Here is a 19,861-nt window from a genome sequence, read left to right on the forward strand (position 1 = left end):
CCTTCAAACATATTAACAGACTACTCAAAATAGACTGTTAATATGGAACCATCTATAACAGACTTTAGAATTATAGGACTGGTTGCCGTGCTTTTTTCCTATCATTAGCCTATACCTAAAACATAAAACCTTTAAATAATAATTTATCTATCATTAGACTTGTATCTGATATTAAATGATAGCAATCTCTTGCTGTTATCAATGAACATTAATTATTAAGTCTAAGTAATAGAGGTAGCGTTATGACCGTTCGTATTTATGTGAGAGCCAGCACTAAGGATCAAGACGCTACCAGAGCATTAGCTGATTTGGTGGCTTTCAGTACAAGTTATGATGATAAACCCCACTCTCAACTTGAAATAAGCAACTCAAACTGAAGTGGGGGATTACCTAACTGTTTATTGATTACAAAGCAGAAGTTATGAGCCAAGATTTTACGCATAAATCTGTGGGATAAATGCCATAAATCTCTCGCTCTCACCTTTTGCATATTAAACCGCTGTGATAACTGACCAATCACCGTCTCAATATTGCGACGAGCATTTTTAAGACGATTAAGTACACTGATTGGTCGTTTATCGGGCATATTTTTTCTAAGCGGTGTTTGCAAATCAACACATCGCTTAAAGCAATACTCAGATAAATCAGGGCTAATATAGCCCATATCTGCACCTAACAAGCCTTTGATATTATCAAGCATATCAGGTGCCACTAATCTTTCATCTATTCTGGCAGAGGCAAAGGTAAAATTGGTTATCATGCCCGATAGATTAATGAGTAAATGTCCTTCAAAGCCGAAATATTTTTGTTGCTTTGAGGCGCAGTAACTATAACTACCTTCGTATTTGAAGGTTTTATACCGATACGCTCTGGCATATTGGCATACAGGAATGGGAAAGCCATCGATAAAATGAATGTTGTCTTGTCCATACTGTTTAACGATATGCTGTTGTATCAAAGTTTTTACCTGTAACAAATTGACGCACTGCTTGGCAAAGTTGGGATATGAGCCTATTTGTGGAAACCATGTTTGCCAATGCTGTTTAAAATACTGATGGATTTGTGAGTCGGTGTCCATCTGTAAAAACTCACCCACTATCTCCATGGTAATAATTTCACTGTCGGTTAGCTTTGGTGCATATCCGCCTTGTCTTAGCCGGTTTGTTACAATCTTTTTGTAGTAGTCATCTACCATTAGATAGATTTTAATGATAAATTCGTCGATGGGCATGGCTTGTTCTCTAATCTTTTTGGTCATTGATTAAAGTTTAAGTTCATGCCTTTTTTGTTTCAACCCCGCTTAAAAGTGTTGAGAGTGGGGTATTAATATGTTAAATTATTATTAATAAAATTGCATATCTCTACTATATCATTACACTATGGAGCAAGTTCTATTTAATCATAAAACTTATAATCAATCATAAAAACAGAGGGGCTCACAGTGACCATAAAACACATCGAACATCTGATTATCGGCTTTGGCAAAGCAGGTAAAACTCTGGCACAAGCTTTAGCCAAGACAGGCAAATCCGTGATTTTAGTGGAGCAGTCCGCTACCATGTATGGTGGTACCTGTATCAATATTGGCTGTATTCCCTCAAAAAAATTAGCCTTCTTAGCTTATGGTCATGACGTACAACCATCACTTGCTCAAGCAGTTAGCAAAAAGAACGATTTAATTGATAAACTTAATCATGCCAACTTTGAGAAAGTTGATAGTCTAGATAATGCCGAAGTGATTACAGGCAAAGCCAGTTTTATTGATAATAAAACCGTGCAGGTCGTCACCGATACTGACACATTGACCATCACTGCTGATTATATTTACATCAATACAGGGGCGTATAACTGGCAGCCGCCGATTGATGGGTTAAAAGACAGCAAATTTGCCTACGACAGCACCCGTATCATGCAACTAACCGATTTACCAAAACAGCTCGTTATTATTGGTGGTGGCTATATCGGGCTAGAGTTTGCCTTTATTTTTGCAGGGTTTGGCAGTGAAGTGACGATTTTAGAAACAGGCGATACCTTTTTACCACGAGAAGATGAAGATATCACCAAAACTTTACTCGCTATCATGGCAAAACAGCATATTACAGTCAAAACTAATCAGCAAATCAAAAAAATAAGCGATAGTGGACAGCAAGCCACAATTACCACCGCTGATAGCGAACTGCATGCCGATGCGATTTTGGTTGCTACAGGCCGCAGAGCCAATACCGAAGGGCTAAACCTTGAAAAAGCGGGCATTGAGCTTACCGATAAAGGTTATATTGCTGTCAATGAAAAATTACAAACCAACGTGCCGAATATCTATGCGATGGGCGATGTGGCAGGCAGCCCCCAATTTACCTATATTTCGCTCGATGATTATCGTGTAGTTAAAAGCCAAGTATTGGGCGATGGCAGTTACACCACCAAAGACCGTACTTTCCCTTATGCGGTGTTTGTCAATCCGCCACTTGCTAATGTCGGTATGACCGCAAAAATGGCAAAAGATAAAGGTTATGACATTAAAACCGCCACACTAGATGCAGCAACTATTCCTAAAGCCAATATCTTAGAACAAGCTGATGGGCTGCTTAAGGCCGTAGTAGATGCTAAAACTGATAAAATCTTGGGTGTGCAACTGTTGTGTGCCGAGTCGCATGAATTGATTAACTTTATGGATTTAGCAATCCGTCAAGGCTTAACCTACCAGCAGGTGCGTGATCATATTTTTACCCACCCTAGTATGAGTGAAGCATTGAATGATTTGTTTGCTGCTATCAACTAACTGTTTTATAGCGAGGTTAGACGTTGCTTATAACGGCTAACCTCATTTACTTTCAATATTCACTCACTTTATATCCGCTTAGTTAAAACTTAAAAATTCTTCTGCACTTGTTGGATGAATGGTAAATGTCTCTTCTAAATCTGCTTTAGTAATACCAACTTTCATTGCCAAAGCAAATCCTTGTAAAATTTCATCCACATCTGACCCGACGGCATGAATGCCCACCACGGTCTCATCGCGACCTGCACAGACAATTTTAACTGTCGATGATGTTATATCATCGTGTGCAACCGCACGAAACATGGGCATAAATTTATTAGTGTAAGTTTTTACATTTACTTGACCATGGGCTTTAATCGCCGCTGACTCACGGTGTTTGCATGGGATGCCCGAGGCAATGGCCGCTCAGGGGGAGAGCGAGACGATGCCGAAAACTTCGCCCAGTTGGTACGCGACTTAGATGAGTTTATTGGGGTAGTGAAAGCCCAAACTGGAACTATCGATGCACAGTTGTTATTGGTCGCCAGTAGCTTAGGCGCGGTGATTGCGACTAGTTGGGTACACGATTACGCACCGACTGTGCGAGGTATGATTTTAGGTACCCCGGCCTTTGCGATTCGTTTGTATGTACCATTTGCAATGCCAGCATTAAAAGTCGCTAAAAAGCTAGGGGTCATGTCGCGTGTCTCAAGTTACGTTAAAGCCAAGGTGCTTACCCATGACGATGCGGCACAGCAAGCTTACAATGAAGATCCTTTGATTTCATCGAGTATCTCACGCAATCTATTAATCGACTCATTACAAACCGGCAAACGCTTGGTTGATGACGCAGGTGCTATCGTTACCCCGACCTTTATCCTATGTGCGGGTAAAGACTATGTCGTTGATAAACGAGTCATCCGAGACTTTTATGAAGCGATACGCTCACCGATGAAACGCTGGGCTTACTATCCAGACAGCTATCATGCGATTTTTCATGAAGTCAATAAACAGCAGGTATTTGCTGACTGCATTGAGTTTGCTGATAAGATTTTTGCACAGCCGCTATCGCAAGTAGATTTACAATATGCTGATAACCCCAAAAGCCAAGCAGATAGCTACAGTAAAGATCGGGTCGATAGAATGGCGGTCAATGGCTTTAACCCACAGTTTGCCTTAACCAAATTTGCCATCCAAAAATTCGGTAATATCAGCGATGGCGTTGCCACGGGTGTCAAACATGGTTTTGACTCAGGCAGCTCACTTGAAAAAGTCTATCAAAACCAGCCGCAAGGCAAAAACTTCTTGGGTAAAGTGGTGGATCAATTCTACTTGAACAACATTGGGTGGCGAGGCATTCGTATCCGTAAACAACACCTATTAGAATTGGGTCAACTGGCGATTGAGCAACTACAAAAAACTGCCAGTGATACGCCCATTCATGCAATGGATATCGCCAGTGGCAACGGTTACTACATGTTTGAATTGGCAAAAGGCAATGCAGATTTAAACGCAGAGCTACGCGATTATGATAGCCATAATATTGAAGTAATGACGCAAAAGGCATTGCAACAAGGCTTGAGTGGGCGTCTTATTGCAGTACAAAAAGATGCTTTTGACCCTAACAGTTATCAAAATCAAGCACAATATCAGCTTGCTAAGGCTTCTGGGGTATTTGAGCTATTTAGCGATAATACCAAAGTTAAAACTGCCATACAGGGTATTTATAGTCAGCTAACAGAGGGCGGTTACTTTATTTATACCAACCAACCTTGGCACCCTGAGCAAGAGTTTATAGGTAAAACGCTTAATAGTCATCAAGGCAAAGATTGGGTAATGCGTTGCCGCAGCCAAGCAGAAATCGATCAGTTAGTGACGCAAGCAGGTTTTGAAAAAGTCACCATGCGCATAGATGAGTTTGGCATTTTCACTGTGTCATTAGCGGTTAAGCCAACTGTCAACGCATGAGCGAATTGCCTGCAGTAGTCCGCCAAACAAAGCCATTTAACACGGCCGTCCTTTTCTCTGGCGGTGGGCTTCGTTTTGGTTACTATTTGGGCATGTACCAAGCGCTATATGAACAGGCAAAAACCCCTGATATTATCTTAGCGAGTTGTGGCGGGGCATTAGTAGCTGGATTATTAGAGGTAACGGGTGGCGATAGCGAGCAGGCATTTGAGCGATTACAAAGCCGAGAATGCTATGACATGCTCTGTCGCATTACCCCAAAGCCACCTAAACAGGTTACGGGGCACGCACTACCTGCATTGCAGCGCTTAATAGTGAGTCAAGCGTGGCAGCTAGCAAAAAATTCCCTACCAAATGTTATTAAACGTCGACCAACGCCTCCTAACAAAATCCTTGATAGGCTAGCACATCAGAGCATTGCTACAATTAAAGATGAAAGCGCTGATAATCCATTGTGGCCATGGCAACCCTCACAACAGAGTGCCATAATTAACAGTTTGGTTATTGCCAGTCGGCTATACAATGATAATGCGGCTCATCAATGGCAAGTCGTGCTACGCTGTAGTCAGCAAGCCTTAGCCAATGAAATTGAAAAATTAAGTCTTTTAAATGCTCTAGCGCCTTACCAACCTGACACGATTCATTCCTCTCACTGGGTTAGCGCAGATATGCCCTTGGCAGTTGCCGTGCGTGCGTCCATTTCAGATATGTATTACCTACCACCCCTTACATGGCAAAGTCACTTACTGATGGGTGGTGTACTCAATTTAACCCCGATTGAACTGGCTTGTGAGCTTGCTCATCAGGTCTATGCTGAAACCAAGGCAAATTATGATCGGTTGTTAGCAGAACCAGCGATTTATAGCACATTTGGTTTTCTTGCCAATCAGCGACTTGCTCATGTGCATCAATATCAAACGCTAGACAGTGAAATCCATTGGATAGAGACTGCTGATAACGCCAAACACATTCGCCCTGCGATGGCGAAAAAACTGCAACTCCGTCAAGGCTATATTGACGTAAAACGCCCTGATTATGCGACCTTTCAAGCGATTATGCGCGAGCAATATGATTATGGCTATGAACGCACAATAGCTAAACTGCGAGAATCCTCATGAAACATATCATCATTATTGGCGGTACCAGTGGTATCGGTTTGGCGTTGGCAGACTGGCATTTGAATCAAAGTTGGCAAGTTACTGTGATTGGCAGTAGTGCTGAGAAAATTGCCAAATTACCCCAATCATTACTTCAAAATCCTGCATTTACCGCCCATGTTTGTGATATTAGCGATAATATCGCAAGGAGAAAATTGTTTGATAAACTGACACAACAGCCGTTTAACCGACTGATTTATTGTGCAGGTAAATATTACAATGAGCGTCAGAACCAACTTAATCAAGATGAAAGCCAACACATGCTAGCGATTAATTTACAGGCATTTCAGGCAGTATTTAGCTGGGCAAGTGAACAATTAAAGCACAGCTATGATACCGACAAATCACTGATTGCAATTGCTTCAGTCGCAGGGTTGCTGGATTTTGAGGATGCCAGTTTGTACGCTAAATGCAAGCGAGCGATGATAGCCAGTTGCGATGCTTATCGCATAGGGCTGCGACCCTTTCACATTAACGTCATTTGTATTGCTTCAGGCTACATTAATACCACTCAACTACGCTCACTCAATAATGGCGATGCCAGTCATAAGCCCCATATAATTAGCGAACAACAAGCGGTTAAAGAAATCATGACGGCAATTGAGCAAAATATAGCCTTGCATATTTTTCCAAAGCCGATGAAACGTACTATCTCGCTATTGTCGGTATTACCCAAACCGCTACTCAATCAGATTATGAAACTGCAATATCGGCATCAAGACAAACAAGTGCGATAAATGAGCCAAAAAGCTGGCACAGCGAGCATTAAGCTATCAATCCTATCTATAATACCCCCATGACCCTTTAGCCATCGCCCCATGTCCTTAACGCCATGACTGCGCTTGACGGCTGATTCTAGTAAATCTCCGACAATACCAACGCTGGTCAATATCCAGGCAAGTATAAAAATCTGAATATAGTTAAAAGGGGTTAAAAACTTGCCAATGGGTAAGCTCAGGGCTGAAGTCAGCATACAACCAAATAAGGCCCCTTCAATGGTTTTATTGGGGCTAATGATAGGTGCAAGTTTACGCTTGAATAAGCGTTGCCCCAGCAGTCTTCCCATCAAATATTGGCCAATATCGTTAAACTGAATCACGAAAATAACAAAAAGCAAGATGCCTAGCTGATGTTGCTGGTTCAATGACGTGCCTAGGTCAATAAAAGCGATAATAAATAGGCTAAATACCAGGATAAAGAGCCTGTCAAGATATCGTTGCTTGGTGGTTTGGCTAGGAAACTGTCGAAACAAACGGCGAATTTCATGCTGACCTTTGAGTGCCATCAGTACGGCTAATAGCGCAATACCAAAAGCAAAGTCTGGGGTATTAATAACCAAGCCGACTAGCAGCAAACTTAACAGCACTATCCAGGAGCGGACCGTGTAATAAATCGTACCAAAGCGTAAATGACCGCCTAAAGTTTTTAATGTTAGCCAAACCATGGTGACAAGTAACAGTAGCGCTATCAAGAAAACCACAGGTTTTAACAACACAATACTCACCAAACCCACCACAATTGATTGTAATAATCTTTTAAATTCAGTTTAATAGGGTATCAAGCTCGTTTGCTGTACCATTTGTATTGTCTTCGCTTGCTTTGCTTGTCATAAAATGAATTTATTTGACTATAAAATTCTATAATTAAAAATTTTAGCACAGTTATAGTAGTGTACTAGATTTTTGTTGTAAGTTAATGAGTGTTTGGTCACTTAAGTAATCCTGAGTCACCTGATGAGATGGGTAATGGCTATCAATTAATTGGCGTATTGTGTGAGGGCAGAACTGACCGAAATACGCCAGACAACAGGCTAACATCGCCACACTCCTTGACCAGCCCATGGTACATTGACATAGTATCAGTACAGGTGCATCATCATCAGATTGTGTGCCTAAGGTCTGACTAACAGACGCTAAAAAATGCACAAGGCTAGTTATATCTAAACTGTCAAAGGGCTGCAAATCCAAAAGCGGTAGATAGTGATAGGTCAATATTGCTGTCGGCTGCGTCTGTTTTAATTGCCAAAAACTTGATGATATTTCACTGGTAACGTCTAGCCAGAGTATTTTTCGATATTTATTGAAAAAATGCGTAAGATTCGCAGTTTCAGCATTGCTAAGTTTTGGGCCAGCGCATATCTCGATAGTTTGATGATAAAACTGACATTGAATAGTTTCTCGCTCAGTAAATGGCGTTAATCGATTACACTTTGTCATGATTTGCCAAAGCAAGTAATAACTCGCACAAATAGGCAATTGTAGGATATAGGCAAAATTGGTTAAATAACCATCGGGATTCTTCGAAAAAATTCGTCTATTTAGCTCGACATTAGACTTCACATATAAAAAGCTCAGTAACCCAAAACTAAACAGCCAACAATAAGCAAAAAATTTAATGGCGATTGGGTAAATTGCGTTATCAAAACGGATAAACAAAGTAGGCAAGCTTGCCATTATAAGAAACCCTGAAACGGCAAGTACAAGATAGCGAATGACCAGTTTTTGACTAGTCGAATCTAACTTGTCGCTGATACGCCTTTCTATCCATAGCACGAAGATTGCCAATATCAATCCGCCCAACACATCAAGGAGATGATGTTGCCAAGTAAATAATGTGGAAACTGCAATTCCAGCGCATAAACAGATTAAACTAAGTCGATAGGCTATTAAACGGTTGTGAAAAACAGCGATTGGCGTCCAAAGCAATACTAATAGTAGCACTGCATAACTAATACCAAACCCATAAAATATAGTATTATAGCTATATGAAAGAATCAAACCCAAAACACAACCTAGATGATTATGACTTTGGCGAACTGGCCAAAACTGAAAGTAACGCCAGAGCCAGAACACGTCTTTACATCCTTCACCAATATCGCATTGGCAAACACAGCTTTGAGATTGCAGAAAACCTCAACATCAACATTGAAACCGCACGACGTACTCGTAGACGCTACCAAGCATCAGGGCTTGATAGCCTCTATGACAAACCAAGAAGCGGCAGAAACAGCAAATTGGCTCCCGAGTACATAGAAAGCTTTAAACAACTGATTGTTGACAGCCAAGCAAAACGGGGCGGCGGCAGACTGACAGGACAAGACATCCAAAAGCTTGCTCACGAGCATTACCAAGCAAGCTATAGCGTCAATGGCATTTATGAACTACTGGCTCGAATTGGTATGAGTTGGATAAGTGCCAGAAGCCAGCATCCGCAAGCTGACATTAACGCCCAAGAAGCCTTTAAAAAAACTTCATAGAGCAGGTAACTGCCATACTGCCCGAAGATACCAAGCTAAGCGATGTTGACATCTGGTTTCAAGATGAAACCCGGATTGGCCAGCAAGGTTCAATCACCCGAATATGGCATTACCGTGGTAAAAGACCCAGAGTAGTCCGTCAACAGCAGTTTATCTCGACTTACCTTTATGGGGCAGTATGTCCTGCCACAGGTCAAAGTGTGGGACTCATCATGCCTTATGCTAATGGCGAGTGTATGAAGCGGCATTTACAAGAAATTAGCCAAGCTGTACCCAAAGGTCGCCATGCGGTTGTGGTGATGGATGGGGCGGTATGGCATAAAGAGCGCTATAATTTACCAAACCTGACTATCTTGAAGCTACCGCCTTATTCGCCTGAATTAAATCCGATTGAACAGGTTTGGCAGTATATTAAGCAACACTGGCTATCAAATCGCTGTTTTGATAGTTATGAAGCTATTGTAGATGCCGCCTGTCAGGCGTGGTGTAATTTTGCTAAACAGGTGGCTACGGTTAAGTCGCTCACTGCTCGTCATTGGGCAGTGCTTTAATTATTGGGTTTGGTATAATTGCTAATGATCAAACAAATTTTGTCGGTTGGGACTGCTACGCTGGTATTGATAGTTTAGTCGTTACATTCAGTGGTGATATCTACCGCTCTTGGTGTATGCAGGATGGCCCCATTGGTTCCATTTACGACGAGAACATTGAACTTCCAACTCACCCAACTAAGTGCAGAACCAAGATTTGCCAATGTGGTGTGGATCTCTCGGCAAAAAAGGTCAACACAAGGCTCATTGCAAATAAAGAAAAACAAATTGAAGTGACGCAACTTTAATCTCGCTTAATTAGGGAAAGGAACACCCGTGGTAGCAAGAGCTAAGCATTTATATAGACCAGAATATTTTGACGCTCAAAAATCAGACAATCAAGGCTCAATTTTAATTGATGCTTCATTAAATCAGCATCTGTTTGTAGCAGCTTCAATGTTTGTTCTAATGGGGATCATTTTTTTCGTTGTTTTTGCTGAATATACGCGTAGAGGTACATTGAATGGTGTAGTTAGTCCAACTGGTGGTATTGTCAAAGTACAGGCTAATGATGAAGGATATGCCGAAAAAGTATTCGTCACTGAAGGTCAAAAAATACTCTCTGGTGAGCCGTTGTATGAGATCAAAACTGAACGATATGATGAGTTTGGTCAGGGTGTAAAAAAGCGAATAGTCACTGCCATTGAAAATCAAATTACTTTGCTAAATGAACGCCGAAATAAAGAAATAGAAAAATCTCAACATCAGCTACAGGTCATTGATTATGACCAAGTACGTTTGTCAGAAGAGGCCAGTATACTGGAAGTTGTCGTTGATTTATCTGAGCAAGAGTTAAAACTTGCTCAAAGTTTAGTTGATAAGCAGCAAGTTTTAGTCAATAAGCAGTTTATTTCTAAAATTGAATTTCAGAGACAGAGGCTCGAATTAATAACACTAAAAACTAAGGTACAAACTCAACGCCTGAGTTTACAGCGTTTACTGAGAGAAAAAGCCAAACTAAAAGAAACAAAAGAGACACTTCAATTAGAACTTGATATTGCCTTACAAGAAATAGATCGCCAGCTTCAACAAATCGATCAAAGTAAAATTGAGTATTTTTATCAAACGGATACTCAGGTTGTATCACCGGTTGACGGTGTCGTTGCGTCCATCTTCGTTAAGGAAGGTCACTCAGTTAACAAAGGACAACCGCTATTAGTGGTTATTCCAAAAGGCGAAGAGCCTGCCATCGTTGAACTTTATGCATCCAGTCGTAGCATAGGCTTTCTTCAAAAAGGTCAGGGTGTTCGTTTACGGTTTGATGCCTTTCCTTATGAAAAGTTTGGTGTTCAGCAAGGCGTTATTTCATCAATATCGAAATCAGCCGTTTCGGCAGAAATGTTACCAAATAGCCCGCTAATCCAAAGCCAACTTTCTCGTGCTAATGGTGGAATGGGTTTGTATCAAGTTCGAGTCAAGTTAGATAAACCTACCATTACGGTCTATGGAGAGGAACAACTGTTTGTGCCAGGGATGACACTGACCGCAGATATTGAGCTGGATACTCGTAAGGTTTACGAGTGGCTGTTAGAGCCCTTATACACCATACAAGGGAGAATTTAATAATGCATGCAGAAGGCCTTATTGATTGGGGGTGGGGTAAGAAGCTCCCTTTGATCCGACAGACTGAAAAAGCGGAATGTGGTATTGCTTGTTTAGCGATGGTTGCTGATTGGCATGGATATAAAACAGATTTAAGATCGCTTAGGGTAAAGTGTGGCATTACTCAACACGGAATGTCGTTCGCGAGACTCATTGAGTGTGGCGCACTTCTGAAACTTTCAGGTCGAGCGGTGCGCTTAGATCTACATGAACTACAGCAATTAGCCACTCCTTGTATTTTGCATTGGAATCTAAATCATTTTGTTGTGTTAAAAAAAGTGACTGGGAAGAAAATTGAAATACACGATCCCGCCAATGGAGCATTGGCACTGAGTCATGATGAGGTAAACAAACATTTTACAGGAATCGCGCTAGAGCTTACACCAACTCATGATTTCGAGGAGAAAGTAGAAAGTAAAGCTATCCGGCTATCAACCTTGATCGGTAAAACAGTAGGATTAAAAGGGGCATTAGGGCGAATATTTGTTTTCGCATTGGTATTGGAGGTTTTGGCTCTTACATTACCTATCTTCAATCAAATCGTCATTGATGAAGTGTTGGTTGGGTATGATAAAAATCTGCTTGTACTCGTCATTGGAGCTATTTTGATGGTGACGGCAACTCAAACTTTAATCGGCCTTGCCCAACAATGGGCCACAATTAAACTGTCTGTGAATTTTAATATGCAGTGGGCTGCAAATGTTTTTCATCATTTATTCCGCTTACCAATAGATTGGTTTGAAAAAAGGGATATAGGAAGCATTAGTGCTAAGTTTTTAGCGGTGGATGTCATTCAACAGACTTTAACGACTAGCGTAATTCAAGCTTTGCTCGACTTAGTGTTAGTCGTCGGCACACTGATGGTTATGCTGGTTTATAGCCCTCAACTATCACTTATTGCCATAGCTGCTGCATTAGGTTATATCGCTCTTAGGCTTGCTTGGTTTGGTGCATTTAAACGTGCTGAAGAAAATACTTGGGAAGCAAGCACTCAAGAAGAAAGTTATTTTATTGAGACTGTGCGAGGTGTATTGAGCTTGCGAGTAAATGGGACTTTGCCTTGGCGAGAGTCGTCTTGGAGAAATCTTAATATTAATCGTAGAAATGCTCAGCTTCATGAGCAAAAGCTTGGAATGATATACAGCACAATGAATGTGGCCATTGTTAGCCTTGTATCTGCGAGTGTTCTTTGGTTTGGCGCGAATTTGGTGTTGGATGGACTATTTACCATCGGTATGCTGATGGCATTTCTTTCTTATCAAGGTCGTTTTTCGGCCAGTATTAGCTCCCTAACAGATAAGTACTTCGAGTTTAAGATGTTATCTGTGTACAACGAGCGTCTAGCAGATATTGTCTTAACGGAAAAAGAAACGGATAGTGATTCTAACGTCATAGGACAAACTAATGTGACGAATAATCCGAATGATAATGTCATTGAGTTTGTCGATGTTTATTTCTCCTACGGAAAAGATCAGTCCCCTATCCTTAATGGGGCCAGCTTTAGTGTAAAAAGTAATGAAATCGTTGCGTTAGTAGGGCCATCTGGTTGTGGTAAGTCAACGATCTCTAAACTTCTATTGGGCATATACTCAGCCACATCGGGAAGTATTTACTATTTTGGTGATAAATCGATGGCCTCTAAACCACTTAGAACTCAAGTCGGAGCAGTGTTACAAGAAGATCAACTGTTTAGCGGATCGATTATAGAGAATATTACTTTTTTCGCGGGAGATTTAGACGAAGAATGGCTAGTAGAATGCGCCCGAAGAGCTGGCGTCCATGATGATATCGAACGTCTTAATATGGGGTATCACACTTTGATTGGTGAGATGGGCTCAAGTCTTTCTGGTGGTCAGAAACAAAGAGTCCTCATAGCGAGAGCTCTATATAAGAAGCCTAAGTTTTTGGTGTTGGATGAAGCGACAAGTAGCTTAGATATCTATACAGAATCGTTTGTATGCCAGATGTTTAAAGAAATTAAGATTCCTATTTTGATGATTGCTCATCGTCCTGAAACCATTGCGGCAGCTGATCGAGTTTTACTCATGGACGGTGGGCTTGTTCAGGAGATCCCCAATGATTTTAGGCGGGAGGTTCAGGATGTATCACTCTAAACGGATACTGTACCCAGATAATCATTCTGAGTTGTCTGAGTCGGAATTGATGGAACAATATGGTCGATACTTTGGTTCAAATAACTGGGTGACATTCTCTGGGTGTCCTTCGATTACATTGACCAAAGTAGGGGCAAAAAGCTTTGAAAGTTTGCCGGAAGGTTATGAGGTAATTTCTATCGACTCTGGTTGTTACATCGAATCTTCCAACTTTCCGGCCTTTCCTTCCGGCATTACAAAGCTGACAAGCGTTTCAGTTAACGACAGGCCATTTGGCAAAATAGTAATCGGAAAGGGATGTGTGCTTCAAGGAACGTCTATTTGCGCTTATGAAAAAGTTTCTATAGGAAACAATGTCATTTTTGGTCCAAATACCGTGATTATGGATTGTAGTGGTCATGCTCTTTCGAATCGAGATCATCCGGATGAGCTTAATAACTTAAAGGTTGAATCTGTAACAATTGGCAATGATGTTTGGATAGGTTATGGGTGTATTGTGTTGCCTGGCGTTAATATTGGCGATGGAGCAGTTATAGGGGCTGGTAGTGTTGTCACAAAGGATATTCCAGCTAATTGTATGGCTGCTGGTAACCCGTGTACTGTAAAGAAAATAGAATTAAATTAATCGGTAATGGAGTAGAGGAAATGAGATTTTTTGCCTTTCTAACACTACTAGTTGTTTTATCGGGTTGTAAGAGTATCTCAATTATTTATTTACCAGAACATAATGTGAAGGTATCTGGAAGTGTACTTATTTTTGATGGTTTAATTGTAGTCGTCGATTAATATAGAAAAAAGGCAGTGGATACTTCATTTCGTATTAACTGCCTTTTTAACAACAATTATTTAAGGTTTGATATTATTTATTAAGCTACCGCCATCAATTTCTTCTGATGATCCAAGTACTCGTCATAAGTGCCTTGGAAGTTCACCAATTTCTTGTCTTTCACATCAATGATTGAGGTCGCAAGTGATGAAACAAACTCACGGTCATGGCTGACAAAAATCAAGGTGCCAGTGTACACTTTTAGCGCTGAGTTCAAGGACTCAATTGCTTCCATATCCATGTGGTTGGTCGGTTCGTCCATCACTAATACGTTGATGTCTTGCATCATTAATTTGCCAAATAGTAAGCGGTTCTTTTCACCACCTGAACAGTTTTTGGCTTTTTTATTCGCATCATCAGCAGTGAACAGTAGGCGGCCTAAAATACCACGTACCATTAAGTCATCATGTTTGACGGTACGCCACTGAGAAATCCAATCAAAGATACTTAAGTCGTTATCGAAATCTTTAGTGCTATCTTGTGGGCAGTAGCCGATAGATGCATTTTCCGACCATTTTACGATGCCTTGTTTTTGCTCTAAATCGTTGACTAGGCAACGTAGTAGGGTTGTTTTACCCACACCGTTTTCACCAATAACCGCAAGGCGTGTACCCGCTTCAAGTAATAGATTACCGCCTTCAAACAGCAGTTCATCTTCAAAGGCATGACCCAGTTCTTGAAGTTCTAGCGCTAAACGGTGCAGTTTTTTGCCTTCACCAAAATCAATCGATGGGCTAATACGGCTTGATGATTTTACTTCATCGAGTTTGATTTTATCCATCTTCTTAGCGCGGGAGCTAGCTTGCTTGGCTTTCGAAGCATTGGCACCAAAGCGGTTGACGAAATCTTGTAGTTCGCTAATTTCAGCCGCTTTCTTTGCGTTGCTCGATAATAGCTGTTCACGGATTAAGCCAGACGCTTCAAGGAAGTATTCGTAGTTACCCGGGTAGATGCGCAGTTCGCCGTAGTCGATATCTGCCATGTGAGTACATACAGAGTTTAAGAAATGGCGGTCATGCGAGATGATGATCATGGTGCATTTACGTTGGTTTAGTTCCTCGGCTAACCAATTGATGGTGTTGATGTCCAAGTTGTTGGTTGGTTCATCGAGCAACAAAATATCAGGGTTAGCAAAGAGAGCCTGAGCAAGTAACACACGTAATTTCCAACCCGGTGCAACGCGTTGCATTAGGTCGAAATGAAACTCTTCTTCGATACCGGCTTGGATCAAAATATCACCGGCACGACTTTCGGCTGTGTAGCCATCCATTTCCGCAAATTCACTTTCAAGTTCCGCGACTTTCATGCCATCTTCTTCACTCATTTCTGGCAAGGAGTAAATACGGTCACGTTCTTGTTTGATTTCCCATAATTTGCGGTCACCCATGATCACAACATCAATTACGTTGTGCTGTTCAAAGGCAAATTGGTCCTGACTTAGTACGCCCAGTTTTAATCCCGGAGTAATTGATACGTTGCCAGAGCTTGGAGTCAAAGCACCGCTTAGGATCTTCATGAAGGTTGATTTACCACATCCATTGGCTCCGATTAAGCCGTAACGGTTACCGTTACCAAACTTGGCTGAAATGTTTTCAAATAAAGGCTCGGCGCCAAATTGCATGGTGATATTAGCGGTGGAAATCAAAGAAGTATCCCTAGGTGTTAAGTTTAGCGTTAATCCGCCAAATCATGATGAAGATAAAGTACGAATGAATAGGCGGCGGATTATACAGATTTATTGGATAAATAACAGACATGAGATGTAAGTCACAGAACCATTTCGGCATTAAGAAATGCTATGCTTACTTACTTTTATGTTTCTTAGGGATTTGTATTTATGTCGAAACGTTTCTCGCCATCTTGTGAAAGAAATCAACAACCAATTCTTGATCGATTGTTGCAGCACTTTGCTTCAGTTCAACATGTACTAGAGATTGGCTCTGGTACTGGGCAGCATGCGGTGTTTTTTGCAAAATATTTACCTCACCTTGTTTGGCAAACCAGCGACATGGTTGAAAATCACGCTAGTGTTAAGGTTTGGATTAGTGAATCTAATTTAACCAATGTGAGGGCGCCAATGGATCTGAAAATAGGGCGAGATACATGGCCTGCTATACCATTGGATGCGGTTTTTACGGCTAATACCACTCACATTATGCAACCTGAAGAAGCGGAAGAAATGATGGTGCTTATTGCTCAACACTTGCCAAAGGGTGGGATATTCTGTCAATACGGGCCGATGAATGTTGGAGGTGAATTCACTAGTGAAAGTAATCGTGAATTTGATGCGAAAATAAGAAGCGAAGGATGCGGCGGTATTCGTGATATTGAGCAGTTAAAACGCTGGAGCAAAGGAATGCAGCTTATCGAAATGCACCCTATGCCAGCGAATAACTTTCTTTTGGTGTGGCAAGTATAAACAGACATATGCAGTCGCCTACATAATTCTGATGCCTTATTTTGTGTGTAGCTTGGTTATTTTATGCCACCTAGTTAAAAGAGTAACCGACGGTTAAACCGACTCCATAATTACGACCAGGCGCTGGTTCATAATAACGGCCGTATGTGTCGTTGACCACCACGTTACCAGCATACTCACGATCAAACAGATTATCGATGCGAACAAAAGTATTGAATAACCATTGATCTCGTTCATATTTATACCCACTGCTTAGCGATGAGATTGCGTAAGGAGAAAGGTATTCCGAGTTATCATCGTTAACGTAAGTACGACCGACATATTGAATATCTGCTTTACCGTACCAGCCGATTTGTGGTTGATAACCCAGTGATGCATACCCGACTTGGTTGGTAACGCCGGGTAGGTAATGACCTTGTTGCGAGGAACAACCACTGGTGTTGCAATCATTGTCACCAAATTTTGCTTCAATGTAAGACCATGCAAAGGTCAGTTGCCAGTCATCCATAAAACGTTTCTGATAGGCCGCTTCGATCCCACGTCGGCGAGTATCACCTGCATTTTTATAAGTGGTTCGTCCGTTGGCGCTTTCATCAACCACGATTTCATTATGCGTGTCGGTCTGAAATAGAGAAAAAGTCAGTAACCCTCCACTTAAAGCTTTCTTTGTACCGACCTCTACGGTGGTATTGGTAGATGGTTTTAAATTGAGATTTAAGCCACCCAAGCCACCACTGCTGTATGACAACTCCGTAATGGTCGGGGTTTCAAACCCACGTCCCACAGATGTATAGACGTTCCAATCTGGATAAATATCATATTGTAATGATGCGGCGGGCAGCCATTCATGGTAACTCGTACTGCCACTGTCATCACCATTTTCATTGGTGATGTAAGCGTCGTTGGAATCAAAATAAACCGAGCTGTAGCGAAGGCCAAAATCGAATCTTAATGCGTTAGTCAGTGCCCAAGAGGTTTGGATATAGGGGTCGGCATTCCACATTAGGTTACGCTCTTTACGCCGCAGATCACCTTTCACACCTGTGGTGTAATTACCGTTGCTCTCAACAAAATTTTCGTATCCGAGGCGATGTTCTTGCATATTTCCATAATTAAAGCCGCTAGTAATGATGAAAGGGACGATAAAAGTATTATTAGTGTGCGTCCAGCGGGTATCAATTCCTTGATACTCTCTCGTTAAATCCACCACTCCACCAGCATGCAATGGGTTATTTTCTTGTGTCATGTACGGGATGGGTTGGTATTGATCCATTTTTCGTTCACCAGCGTAGCCAGTGATACTGAGTTGATCATTGTCGGTCACTTCACGCTCATAACGTAATCCAACCTGTGTTTGGTTGATATTCTTACGAGTATTGTAGGTATAGACGGCGTCTCTCGCTTGACTGGGATTGTCTTTCCAGTCGCTGCGGTTAAGAGTACTTGGATCGTAAGCGTCTAAATCGACGGAATTTAAAATCAGCGTAGCACTGCTTTTATCATCAATAATGAAATTTAGTTTTGCATTAGCAAGGTTTTTATCTGCCGAGCTATGATCGCGAAACCCGCTAGTCATAAAACGAGTGCCAGAAATGGTGTAGTTAACATCCCCAGCTTCATAACCCTTGCCTAGGCTACCGGTTGCTTTAGTCCCGAAGCTCCAAGTACCATAACTGCCGTAATAGCTACTCATTTCCACTCTATTTGGCTTCGAACCCGTTTCGGTTTCAATATTGATGACACCTCCTGAAGAATTGCCATATAGCGCAGAAAATGGGCCACGTAAAACGGTCATACTTTCGATTGAGTTAATGTCGATGTTGGATGTTTGCGACTGCCCATCCGGCATGGTTGAAGGAATACCATCGACATAAATACGAATACCTCGGACACCATAACGAGCACGCGCTCCGTAGCCGCGTATAGAAATTTGCAAGTCTTGGGCATAGTTGTAGCGGTTTTTAATGTATAAACTTGGAATCCCCGCCGTGTTTTCGGATAAATTTATCCCCGCAGCTGAGTCTCGTAATTCATCGCCATAAACAACGCTGAGTGCCGCAGGTGTGTTAAATTCAGACAAGTTTTGGGAGGAAGCACTGACAACCATGGTTTCCATTGGTTGCGAATCAGAGGTGTCTTTATCGGCAGCGAAGCTGTCAAATATGGGAGTAATCAAAGGCAGTACCAGTAAAGTGGTATTCAGATTTTGTGGTTTCATTACTATTCCATTTTGTTGGTATTCAATAGAGCGGAAGAACGAGGTCACACATTCATGGTGCTGTTTTTAAAAAGGTGATGAGCTTAACTGTAAATCAATTAGTGAAACTTGCGTTATATTGTCGGTGAATGATGTGTTGCTAATACATCAATAAGAGGCAAGAGATAATGATAGTAATTAAACTTTTCTTAACGAATGTGATTATTTAACGTTACTTAACTACCACATTATTATGTAACAAAATGTAATTTCATGATAGATAAAACTGACAAATGATTGAGTGGTTTTAATGAAATATGGGAAAGTTTAGTTAAATGGGGCCTGTGAATCCCAAAATCAGCAAGGCTTGGTAGGATTTTGTTGTTGCATGAATCGATAAATATTGAAGTTGCTTTGGTCGTAAAGGCGATTACTGGTTCCAAGTGATTTAGAGCAACTCAAAAAGGCCTAAAAACAGGCAATTTCTTATTGCAACGGTTTGCTATTGAGCGATACCATACAAGGCTATTTTTTTTGTAAAGATGCCATTATGTCAGATGAAAAACTCGCCTTGCAGTGGATGCGTCAACAAGCTCATAAAATTGATCAATATGTTGTGAACCCATCATTTGATGAATGTGTTGAACTGCTTGAACCTGCTTTTAAAAAGGGAAAAAGTGTCGCTCAACTGAAGCATTTACTGGCAGAAGCCGATCGTAGAGCTGGTGCGGCAGAGCGGAAACATGCAGCTCTTAAGTATGCTAAAGAGAAGAATCCTAATGCTGGTCAAATTTTGCGTCTTCAAGGTAAACTTCAGCAAGTTCAGTTGGCATTGAAATTAGCAACGGGTGACAGCAATATGACAATATCTCAGTTTTGCTCGGAATATGACGTAACCAAACGAGATGGTAATACCGCGTGGCATGAAACATTGGTTCAACTGAGTAAAAAAAAGTAATAACTTCAGCGTGTAA

18 protein-coding genes are annotated in these 19,861 nt (G+C 41.3%); 12 read left to right on the top strand and 6 right to left on the bottom strand.

Annotation, left to right across the window (positions count from 1 at the left end; translation table 11 throughout):
* Positions 1-349: 349 nt before the first annotated feature.
* The gene (locus VCASEI_RS04190) at positions 350-1,231 is read right to left on the bottom strand and encodes an IS982 family transposase (protein ID WP_089111072.1); all 882 of its coding nucleotides are present in this window, start codon (positions 1,229-1,231) and stop codon (positions 350-352) included.
* Positions 1,232-1,441: 210 nt separating this feature from the next.
* Here VCASEI_RS04190 and VCASEI_RS04195 point away from each other — a divergent pair, with 210 nt between their 5' ends.
* Positions 1,442-2,779, top strand: coding sequence for an FAD-dependent oxidoreductase (locus VCASEI_RS04195; protein WP_089111068.1), 1,338 nt, complete (start codon positions 1,442-1,444; stop codon positions 2,777-2,779).
* A 78-nt stretch (positions 2,780-2,857) separates the two neighbouring features.
* Here the strand turns inward: VCASEI_RS04195 and VCASEI_RS04200 are convergent, their stop codons facing one another.
* Positions 2,858-3,178, bottom strand: a complete 321-nt coding sequence (locus tag VCASEI_RS04200; protein ID WP_089111067.1) for a hypothetical protein — start codon at positions 3,176-3,178, stop codon at positions 2,858-2,860.
* Here VCASEI_RS04200 and VCASEI_RS04205 point away from each other — a divergent pair.
* From VCASEI_RS04205 to VCASEI_RS04215, 3 genes are read left to right on the top strand one after another with little or no spacing between them, the layout of a single operon-like run.
* Positions 3,152-4,726, top strand: coding sequence for an alpha/beta fold hydrolase (locus VCASEI_RS04205; protein ID WP_089111066.1), 1,575 nt, complete (start codon positions 3,152-3,154; stop codon positions 4,724-4,726). The two genes, VCASEI_RS04200 and VCASEI_RS04205, sit on opposite strands and share 27 nt — an antisense overlap.
* 5 nt (positions 4,727-4,731) lie before the next feature.
* Positions 4,732-5,844 (top strand): patatin-like phospholipase family protein, encoded by a 1,113-nt coding sequence (locus VCASEI_RS04210; RefSeq protein ID WP_162621017.1) that lies wholly within the window; start codon positions 4,732-4,734, stop codon positions 5,842-5,844.
* The gene (locus VCASEI_RS04215) at positions 5,841-6,620 is read left to right on the top strand and encodes an SDR family NAD(P)-dependent oxidoreductase (RefSeq protein WP_089111064.1); all 780 of its coding nucleotides are present in this window, start codon (positions 5,841-5,843) and stop codon (positions 6,618-6,620) included. The genes VCASEI_RS04210 and VCASEI_RS04215 overlap by 4 nt, the downstream gene beginning before the upstream one ends.
* On the opposite strand, the gene VCASEI_RS04220 is transcribed toward VCASEI_RS04215, so the two are convergent.
* Both VCASEI_RS04220 and VCASEI_RS04225 read right to left on the bottom strand, forming a co-directional pair.
* Positions 6,599-7,378 (bottom strand): phosphatidate cytidylyltransferase, encoded by a 780-nt coding sequence (locus VCASEI_RS04220; protein WP_162621018.1) that lies wholly within the window; start codon positions 7,376-7,378, stop codon positions 6,599-6,601. The genes VCASEI_RS04215 and VCASEI_RS04220 overlap by 22 nt on opposite strands.
* Positions 7,379-7,544: 166 nt before the next feature.
* Positions 7,545-8,666, bottom strand: a complete 1,122-nt coding sequence (locus VCASEI_RS04225; protein ID WP_162621019.1) for a hypothetical protein — start codon at positions 8,664-8,666, stop codon at positions 7,545-7,547.
* Here VCASEI_RS04225 and VCASEI_RS04230 point away from each other — a divergent pair.
* The 6 genes from VCASEI_RS04230 to VCASEI_RS04255 are packed head-to-tail and all read left to right on the top strand — an operon-like array spanning position 8,648 to position 14,070.
* Positions 8,648-9,139 (top strand): helix-turn-helix domain-containing protein, encoded by a 492-nt coding sequence (locus VCASEI_RS04230; RefSeq protein WP_110957776.1) that lies wholly within the window; start codon positions 8,648-8,650, stop codon positions 9,137-9,139. The two genes, VCASEI_RS04225 and VCASEI_RS04230, sit on opposite strands and share 19 nt — an antisense overlap.
* A gap of 50 nt (positions 9,140-9,189) precedes the next feature.
* Positions 9,190-9,690, top strand: a complete 501-nt coding sequence (locus tag VCASEI_RS04235) for an IS630 family transposase (RefSeq protein WP_238321399.1) — start codon at positions 9,190-9,192, stop codon at positions 9,688-9,690.
* Positions 9,675-9,977: a hypothetical protein gene (locus VCASEI_RS04240; protein ID WP_238321389.1), complete on the top strand. Its 303-nt coding sequence runs from the start codon at positions 9,675-9,677 to the stop codon at positions 9,975-9,977. Before VCASEI_RS04235 ends, VCASEI_RS04240 begins: the two co-directional genes overlap by 16 nt.
* A gap of 28 nt (positions 9,978-10,005) precedes the next feature.
* Positions 10,006-11,292 (top strand): HlyD family secretion protein, encoded by a 1,287-nt coding sequence (locus tag VCASEI_RS04245; RefSeq protein ID WP_086957991.1) that lies wholly within the window; start codon positions 10,006-10,008, stop codon positions 11,290-11,292.
* 2 nt (positions 11,293-11,294) lie between these two features.
* Positions 11,295-13,445 (top strand): peptidase domain-containing ABC transporter, encoded by a 2,151-nt coding sequence (locus VCASEI_RS04250; protein ID WP_086957993.1) that lies wholly within the window; start codon positions 11,295-11,297, stop codon positions 13,443-13,445.
* A complete protein-coding gene (locus VCASEI_RS04255; protein WP_086957995.1) occupies positions 13,432-14,070 on the top strand; it encodes an acyltransferase in 639 nt (212 codons plus the stop codon). The genes VCASEI_RS04250 and VCASEI_RS04255 overlap by 14 nt, the downstream gene beginning before the upstream one ends.
* A 241-nt stretch (positions 14,071-14,311) precedes the next feature.
* On the opposite strand, the gene VCASEI_RS04260 is transcribed toward VCASEI_RS04255, so the two are convergent.
* Positions 14,312-15,916 (bottom strand): ABC-F family ATPase, encoded by a 1,605-nt coding sequence (locus tag VCASEI_RS04260; RefSeq protein ID WP_086957997.1) that lies wholly within the window; start codon positions 15,914-15,916, stop codon positions 14,312-14,314.
* A gap of 192 nt (positions 15,917-16,108) precedes the next feature.
* Between VCASEI_RS04260 and VCASEI_RS04265 the strand changes: the two genes are divergently transcribed.
* Positions 16,109-16,690 (top strand): DUF938 domain-containing protein, encoded by a 582-nt coding sequence (locus tag VCASEI_RS04265; RefSeq protein ID WP_086957999.1) that lies wholly within the window; start codon positions 16,109-16,111, stop codon positions 16,688-16,690.
* A gap of 70 nt (positions 16,691-16,760) precedes the next feature.
* On the opposite strand, the gene VCASEI_RS04270 is transcribed toward VCASEI_RS04265, so the two are convergent.
* Positions 16,761-18,908, bottom strand: a complete 2,148-nt coding sequence (locus VCASEI_RS04270) for a TonB-dependent receptor (RefSeq protein ID WP_086958001.1) — start codon at positions 18,906-18,908, stop codon at positions 16,761-16,763.
* 529 nt (positions 18,909-19,437) lie between these two features.
* Here VCASEI_RS04270 and VCASEI_RS04275 point away from each other — a divergent pair.
* On the top strand, positions 19,438-19,845 hold the full coding sequence (locus VCASEI_RS04275) for a hypothetical protein (protein ID WP_086958003.1): 408 nt from the start codon (positions 19,438-19,440) through the stop codon (positions 19,843-19,845).
* The last annotated feature ends 16 nt before the right edge of the window (positions 19,846-19,861 follow it).

The sequence above is a fragment of the Vibrio casei genome (assembly GCF_002218025.2).
GTDB classification, from domain to species: Bacteria; Pseudomonadota; Gammaproteobacteria; order Enterobacterales; family Vibrionaceae; genus Vibrio; species Vibrio casei.